Annotated in this window: 6 protein-coding genes and 1 tRNA gene; 3 read left to right on the forward strand and 4 right to left on the reverse strand. The window is 58.2% G+C overall.

What is annotated here, in order from left to right:
• Positions 1 to 76: 76 nt before the first annotated feature.
• Entirely contained in the window at positions 77 to 403 is a 327-nt protein-coding gene (locus AC1DRJ_RS15735) for a DUF3077 domain-containing protein (RefSeq protein ID WP_477802975.1), read from the reverse strand.
• 524 nt (positions 404 to 927) lie between these two features.
• On the opposite strand from AC1DRJ_RS15735, the gene AC1DRJ_RS15740 reads away from it, so the two are divergent.
• Together AC1DRJ_RS15740 and AC1DRJ_RS15745 are read left to right on the forward strand one after the other, a co-directional pair.
• Positions 928 to 1,218 carry a Phd-YefM gene (locus AC1DRJ_RS15740; protein WP_027925020.1) on the forward strand — a complete coding sequence of 97 codons (291 nt, stop codon included), beginning with the start codon at positions 928 to 930 and terminating at the stop codon, positions 1,216 to 1,218.
• Positions 1,219 to 1,229: 11 nt separating this feature from the next.
• Positions 1,230 to 1,517, forward strand: coding sequence for a type II toxin-antitoxin system RelE family toxin (locus tag AC1DRJ_RS15745; protein ID WP_038979200.1), 288 nt, complete (start codon positions 1,230 to 1,232; stop codon positions 1,515 to 1,517).
• Positions 1,518 to 1,906: 389 nt separating this feature from the next.
• Here the strand turns inward: AC1DRJ_RS15745 and AC1DRJ_RS15750 are convergent, their stop codons facing one another.
• The 3 genes from AC1DRJ_RS15750 to AC1DRJ_RS15760 form a co-directional block, all read right to left on the reverse strand.
• Entirely contained in the window at positions 1,907 to 3,205 is a 1,299-nt protein-coding gene (locus tag AC1DRJ_RS15750) for a virulence factor family protein (protein WP_477802976.1), read from the reverse strand.
• Positions 3,205 to 5,847 (reverse strand): bifunctional lysylphosphatidylglycerol flippase/synthetase MprF, encoded by a 2,643-nt coding sequence (mprF, locus tag AC1DRJ_RS15755; protein ID WP_477802977.1) that lies wholly within the window; start codon positions 5,845 to 5,847, stop codon positions 3,205 to 3,207. The genes AC1DRJ_RS15750 and mprF overlap by 1 nt, the downstream gene beginning before the upstream one ends.
• A 281-nt stretch (positions 5,848 to 6,128) precedes the next feature.
• Positions 6,129 to 6,205: transfer RNA gene (locus AC1DRJ_RS15760), tRNA-Met, on the reverse strand.
• A gap of 300 nt (positions 6,206 to 6,505) precedes the next feature.
• Here AC1DRJ_RS15760 and dinB point away from each other — a divergent pair.
• On the forward strand, positions 6,506 to 7,425 hold a 920-nt coding region (gene dinB / locus AC1DRJ_RS15765; protein WP_477802978.1), incomplete at its 3' end, for a DNA polymerase IV.

Raw genomic sequence — 7,425 nt, forward strand, 5'->3', positions numbered from 1 at the left:
GTGTGTCAGTCGTTATCAATGTTGAATGTAAATCCGCCTTCGCGAGCAAGCCCGCTCCCACAGGGGATTTGCGGTGTTACTTGCTCTGGGGCAGTTCTTCTTCGGATTCGGTCTTTGTTCGGGCAGGTCTCGGGGTCAGGACCTTTAGTACATCATCAATAACTGCCTTACCCATTGCCGTCAGGTAATGCGCGGCCCAGGCATGGCGGTCGGTGTCTTTTGCGTAGGCGGCATCCTCGGCGAATGATTTGCCGAGGAAGAGGAGGTCGGAGGCTTGGGCTAAAGCTTCGACGATGGGGACGCCGGCGCGGACGTTGAATAGCGCTTGATCCGAGCAGTAGATGAGGGGGGTGAAGCCGATGGTTTTTAAATCTGAAATCGCGGACGGATCTATTTTGCTCATTGTTTCGCTCCTTAAAACGAGGAGCTGCCACATTCGTTACCACACGAATGGGTGGCAGCTGTACGCAGGGTGGTAAACCGGAAGAGCAAAGGAACCGGCAGACCCGAAGGTCTCCCACGCACAGCCGCCATAACACTGGATGACAGGCGAAAACGCATGAAATCGTGTTGGGAACGCTGTTGCACTTTGCTTTGCCGGGTTACCACACCCGATCACTGCATCTGCAGCGACGTCCGGAGACTATCCCGTCAAAGAAAAGCGCAACAAGGCGGCAAAGTGCCCAAACGCGAGATTCGGAGTTTGCCTACAAGGTCTGCGGGCGTCATCTGATATTGCGACACCAGAAGTAAACGAAACTAAACACGGCGGGAGCGTTTACACGTCCTTCGGCTCACTTTTTCTCAGGGTGAAAAACGCTGGATGAGAAACTCGCGTTTTTTGCAGCTTGCTGTATGTCTAATTCAACGCAATACTCTGCGTAGAACTGTGTGTTCAAATTTGCATGATTGTGTAGAGAGGTGAGTATGACGGCATTACTGGAGCGTGCTGACCAAGCAATTTCGGTGACTGCAATGGTCAGGGGGTTCAGTGCGAGGCTAAAGGAGATTTCCAGCCGAGCCACCGAACGACTGGTCATTTTCAAAGACAACCAACCCGCAGCGGTCATTATCAATGTCGATGCGTATCAGGAAATGCTCGACGAGCTCGAGGACCTTCGGGTTGAAGCGGCGGCTCGAGAGCGACTGATCGGTTTTGATCAGGCCAAGGCTGTCAGCCACGACGATATGCGGGCGCGGTACGCCAAGAAAGACTAAAGGAGCTGTGGATGGTTTGGGGCGTTATCTATCATCCGGAGGTTCAGAAGGATCTGGATCTGCTGGGAGCTGTGGCGGCGAACCGCATTCTTGATGTGATCGAAGAGCGGATTATCAATGGTGAGCCAGATAAGAGCGGCAAGCCCCTAAGAGCCAGTCTTGCAGGTTGCAGACGGATCCGGACAGGCGACACACGAATTGTTTATCGAGTCGATGGCAAGGCCATTCAGGTACTGATCGTCGCAGTCGGAGCCCGACGTGATGAAGAGGTCTATGACGCCGCAGAGCGTCGCCTATAAGTAGAAGCCTCCGTTGCCGTGAAGGTAGCGGGGGCTTTTTTGTGTCCGAACACATAACTTGAAGACGACGGAGACTCAATGTGGGAGCGGTGTTACTTGCTCTGGGGCAGTTTTTCTTCTGATTCGGTCTTTGCTTGGTTCGGTCGAGAGGTCAGGATCTATTGAATGGTGTTGACGGCTCGATTTTTCCAAAAACAAAAGTGTCCACGTTTTATGGAATGTGGACACTTGGACTTTCTAGCTTGATGAAGAGTCAAGATATTTAGGAAAATGGAGTCGAGGTCGAGTTCGACATACCGTCTACTAGCTGAAAGCACTTCACGTCCGCACATGTAAAAAAGCCCCCGCAACCAAACAGCTGCGGGGGCTTTTTCGTGGGGACGCTCAGATCACTCCTGCGCCGTCGCTTCTTCCTTTGCCTGTCGCTTGACGATAATGTCCACAAGGCGCTTGGCCAGTGCCGGGTAGTTCTCATCAAAGTGATGCCCGCCAGGCAGTTTCATCGCTTCGCCCACGGCGGTCTTGTCGGTGCAGCCGCTTTCGTCGACTTCTTCTTCGCCGTAGATGCACACCACTTTTTCTGGTGGCAGCTTGGCCATTTCCGGGCCGGTGGCGGCTTCTTTGCCGGCGTTGCCGAGCCAGCCTTCGACTTCGATTTCGAAGCTGCCGGTGCGGGCGAAGGCCAACAGGATGATGGCATCGACGCGTTGCTGTTCCGATTCCGCCAGGCGATTGTAGATCGCCGGCAGGACGTCGGCGCCGAACGAGTAGCCGGTCAGGATGAAGCGCTTGGTGCCCCATTTCTGCCGGTAGTGCTGCATCAGTTCGGCGAGGTCCAGGGCGCTTTGCTCCGGGCTCTTGTGCTGCCAGTAGTAGCGCAGGGTGTCAATGCCGACTACCGGGTAACCGATCTTGGCCATCTCTCCCGCAACGTCACGGTCGAGGTCACGCCAGCCGCCGTCGCCGGAGAGGAACAGGGTGACGGTGTCCTTGGCTTGGCCGGCCGGGACTTCGACCACCGGAATCTGCAAGCCACCGGCGGCTTTGTCGCCGCCAACGAGGATTTTGCGCAGTTCGTTGTTCAGCACTTGCGGCAGGTTGATGTCGTAGTCGCTGATGCTGGTTTCGGCGTTGGGTTGATCGCGCACGAAGCCGGCGCTGGTGTCGTCCGGGTTGTCGTTCCATGCCACCAGCCAGTGGCCATGAGCCGCGGTTTTCGGAAGCAAGTGAGTGCAGCCCGGTTTTTCCAATGCCAGGTCGACGGAGACGGCCTGAGCCTTGTCATCTTTCTGTTCGGACAACCAGCGCCACGCCAACACAGCGCCAGGGCCGATCCCGCTGACCAGCGTTGCCGGGCCTTTGAGTTCTCTGAGGCCTGATTGCAGTGCGCGGCTTTGCAGCAGGCAGTCTTTAGGCAAAATCACCTGAACAATCTGCGCAGAAGCGGAGCGGCTCAGGGTCAACAGTTGTTGGTCGCTGAGCTTCTGGTCTTCGTTGACCGCCACCAGCACCTGAGCCTTCGGCGTGGTACCGGGAATCACGCGGGTCATCGCGGCGCCATCGGCCGGTGTCAGGTGTTCGAGCGTTGGTGCCGGTGCCGGGCGTTTCAGGTACCAGAAACCGCCACCGAGAATCAGGGCCAGCACTACCAGTGTGGCCAGTACGTACCGCAAGGAGCGTTGAATCATCAGCGTTTCACCAATCCAGTCAAGCCGCCTGCAATCAGGGCAGCAGTATCGGCCAGGGCAACCAGCGGATCGAGTCCGGCGGGCACGGCCATATAACGGGGTTCCCAGTCAGGCTGGAACTTGTCTTTGAAGCGGCGCAAGCCTTGGAAGTTGTAGAGCTGCTCACCACGGCGGAAAACCATCGAGCCCAGACGCTGGGTCAGCGGTGCGCCACGACGGGGTTGCAACCCCGACAACGGCACCATGCCCAGGCTGAAGCGCGCGTATCCATGATTTTTATAATGTTGAATCAGGCCGACCATCATGAATTCCATGGTCAGCTTCGGCGCGTCCGGGTGCGCACGCATCAGGTCGAGGCTGGCCAGGTCATGGCCGTAGGTCTCGAGCAAGTTGGCGAAGGCCACCGGGCGACCTTCGAAACGAATCACCGCAATGCGGAAATGCTTTAGGTAGTCATCGCTGAAGCGGCCGAGGGAGAAGCCTTTCTCGCGCACGTTCTTGCCGGTCAGCCAGGCATCGGAAATCACCTTGAGCTCATCCATCGGGGCCTGACCTGGCTCGTGGATTTCCAGCGACAGGCCGTCGCGGGTGCCACGGTTCCAGGTGTAACGCAGGTCTTTCATCTCTTTGCCCTTGGCTTCGAGATCAAAGCGATGCAGATCGACCCGGGCTTCTTCGCCCAGTTTGATCGCGGTCAGGCCGATGTCCATGTAGTACGGCAGGTTCTCGGCGCGCACCTGATAGAACACCGGGCGGGCGTGGTGGACGTCGCAGAGGTCGCGGAACTGCCAGATCATCTCAGCGCGTTGCTGGGTCGGACCAATCGGATCGTACAGCGCCACCAGGCTGCGCCCACGGCGGGCGTACATCAGAAACGCCTCGTCGTCAGGGTGGAATAGCAGCGCCTTGTCACCGGTCAGGGCCAGGCCGCCGTCCGGTTGGGCGGAAGCCATGAGGATCTTTACTGCGCGGTCCAGTTCGTCCGGCGTCGGCAAGTGAATGACCGGGCGGGCAGTGCGCAGCAGCCACGTCAGGGATACCACAACCAGCAGCACGGCGGCGCCCAGCAGCGAGCGCAAGCCACGCGGCGCATCGGCATCAAGGGTGAACTGCCACCAGAGTTGATGGCTGTACGGAACGTCCTGATAGGCAAACAGCAGCAACCAGATCGAGGCGCCCAGCACACAGAGGCTGGACACCAGATACAGCGGCGAGAACGGCAGTTCGGTGAGGCGGCTCGGGCGATAGAACGAGCGGCGGAAAACCCCCAGCAGACTGGCGGTGAGGGTCATCAGGCAGGCTTCTTCCCAGTCAAAGCCTTTGAGCAGGGAGAGCAGGGCGCCGACCAGCAGCAAAATGGTGGTCAGCATCCAGGCGGCAGAGAGGCGCCGACGCAGACCTTGAGCCAGCAACAGGCATAACACACCGATCAGGCTGGCGCCGAAGTGCGAGGCATCGACGAGGCGATGAGGGATCAGAAAACCGACGTGTTCCAGGCGGGTGTCGATTTCCGGGGTTACGCCGGAAAACAGCAAGACCACGCCGGACAGGAACACCAACACCGCCAGAATCGGTGCCGCGAGGCCCGAAGCTACGCGCAGGGACTGACGTGACTGAAACAGGCGCTGGCCTTCGTTGATCAGCAGGAGCAGGCAAGCCACCAGCAGCGGCAGCACCACATAGATCAGTCGATACAACAGCAGGGCGGCGGCCAGTGGTGCCGCGCCCAGTGACTCGGCAAAGGCGGCCAGCAGGATCGCTTCGAATACGCCGACCCCGCCCGGCACGTGGCTGAGCACGCCCGCGGCCAATGCCAGCAAGTACACCAGCAGGAAGGCGCCGAAGGGTGGGGCCTCGGGCAGCAACAGATAGAGCACAGTCGCGGCGGCAGCCACGTCCAGGGCGGTGATGATCAGTTGCAGGAGGGTCAGGCGGCGGCCGGGCAGGCGCAAGGTGCGGCGGCCGACTTTGACCAGCAGGTTGTCAGGGGAAGGCTGTTCCGGCAGGCGACGGCGGTAGATGCCGATGGCCAAGACACTGAAGAGCAGCAGGACTGCCGCCGCAATCAGGCCGAGCAATGTCTGCGACAGACCCAAGGCTGCCGAGGCGGCAGGCAGGTTGCTGAGGGTTGCCAGGGCGGCCAGCGGTGGCAGGGCGCAACCGAGCGACAGGCTTGCAAACAGCGTCATATGGGCGACTTCTGAGGCCCCTAGGCCATGACGTGCATATAAACGGTAGCGAACCGAGCCCCCTGAGAGCATCGAAAGGCCAATGGCGTTGCCGATGGCAAACGCGGTGAACCCGCCGAGCGCCAAAATTCGAGGCGCCAGCGTCACGCCCGCATAGCGACTGGCCGACCACTCGTAACCCAGCAGAATAATGAACCCGACCACGGTCGCACCCAGTGCGCCCAGCAGTGCCGGTTTGGGGACTTCCAGGATCGAGTCGTGCAAAGCGTACAGATCGAGTTCGCTCAGCAGGTGATGACAGGCAATCAGTGCGATAGCGAACAACAGCAGAGTGACGGCCAGGCCGATGGGCTGACGATATTTGCTGACCAGATCGAGCAGGCGCAAACGCTCGGCCTTGATCGGTTGTGTCGCTGTGACGGTGTCTTGTGGGTCAGACGAGTTGGCGCGCATCAATCACCTCTTGGATCGTGCGCGACAGGATGGAGGTATCGAGCCAAGTTACCAATCCCTGCAGTAAAAAATAATCACGAATATTAACGCCTCACACCGGGTTTCGGCGCTGGCGCATCATGAGTCGTAGAGAAGAGGACTGCCTGAGGTCCAGAATCGTCCGGATTCAGCAGTTTGAGCATCCCTGACGCTTCACGACACAGTGACAGATCATTGTTGCGAAAGGACTTTTTCGACAGATACAAAAAAGGCCACTCTTTCGAGTAGCCTTTTTTGATGTTTGGTTGCGGGRGCCGGATTTGAACCGACGACCTTCGGGTTATGAGCCCGACGAGCTACCAGACTGCTCCATCCCGCGTCTGTGTGKCGGCATTCTACAGAGGATCGCCGGGGTGTCAACCTTCAATATTGGAAAAACCTGTTCCTGTTCAACTGCTTAGCCTGAAATCCGGTTGGAAAGGATGGCTGTAAGGCAGGCCTGGCAAGGCTTTCAGCTCTATTGGCGGGTCGTATTCGATTGAAAAAATAAATCCATGGCGTACTTTCCTACGGGTGAGAAAGAACATTCCTAGTACTGGTGCTATATACAGGTGTCGGTGAGATACTGCTTATCCGACTCGCCAATGCTCCTTTTCTTCGTCATGAACCGCGCTTTTATATGACCCAGCGAAAAATCATCCACGTCGACTGTGACTGCTTCTATGCCGCCATCGAGATGCGCGACGACCCGCGCCTGGCCGGTAAACCGTTGGCAGTGGGTGGTTCGGCGGATCGACGGGGGGTGATCGCGACCTGTAACTATGAAGCGCGGGCCTATGGCGTACGTTCGGCCATGTCTTCCGGGCATGCGTTGAAGTTGTGCCCGGACCTGACCATCGTCAAGCCGCGCATGGAAGCGTATAGAGAGGCGTCGAAGGAAATTCACACGATCTTTCGCGATTACACCGACTTGATCGAACCGCTGTCCCTCGATGAAGCCTACCTCGACGTGTCGGACAGCGCACATTTCGGCGGCAGCGCTACGCGTATAGCCCAAGACATTCGTCGGCGAGTGTCCAATCAATTGCATATCACTGTGTCGGCCGGTGTGGCGCCGAACAAGTTTCTGGCCAAGATCGCCAGTGACTGGAAGAAGCCTAATGGTTTGTTTGTCATCACCCCGGATCAGGTGGAAGACTTTGTCAGTGGCTTGCCAGTGAGCAAGTTGCACGGAGTGGGCAAAGTCACTGCCGACAAATTGGGCAGACTCGGCATCATCGATTGCTCGCATCTGCGCGAGTGGGACAAATTGGCACTGGTACGTGAATTCGGCAGTTTCGGCGAGCGGCTCTGGAGCTTGGCCCGTGGGATCGATGAGCGTTTGGTCCACAACGACAGTCGTCGGCAGTCGATCAGCGTCGAAAACACCTATGACGTGGACCTGCCGGACTTGGTGAGCTGTCTGGATAAATTGCCCGAGCTGTTGGAAACCCTGGCGAGCCGCTTGGCGCGAATCGACAGCAGCTATCGGCCCGGCAAGCCATTCGTCAAAGTGAAATTCCATGACTTTACGCAGACGACGCTCGAGCAGGCCGGGGC

This window comes from Pseudomonas sp. P5_B2 (genome assembly GCF_056400445.1).

Coding starts and splice junctions, on each gene's coding strand:
- AC1DRJ_RS15740 (WP_027925020.1), top strand. CDS start 928: ATGACGGCATTACTGGAGCGTGCTGACCAAGCAATTTCGGTGACTGCA.
- AC1DRJ_RS15750 (WP_477802976.1), bottom strand. CDS start 3,205: ATGATTCAACGCTCCTTGCGGTACGTACTGGCCACACTGGTAGTGCTG.
- AC1DRJ_RS15735 (WP_477802975.1), bottom strand. CDS start 403: ATGAGCAAAATAGATCCGTCCGCGATTTCAGATTTAAAAACCATCGGC.
- AC1DRJ_RS15745 (WP_038979200.1), top strand. CDS start 1,230: ATGGTTTGGGGCGTTATCTATCATCCGGAGGTTCAGAAGGATCTGGAT.
- mprF (WP_477802977.1), bottom strand. CDS start 5,847: ATGCGCGCCAACTCGTCTGACCCACAAGACACCGTCACAGCGACACAA.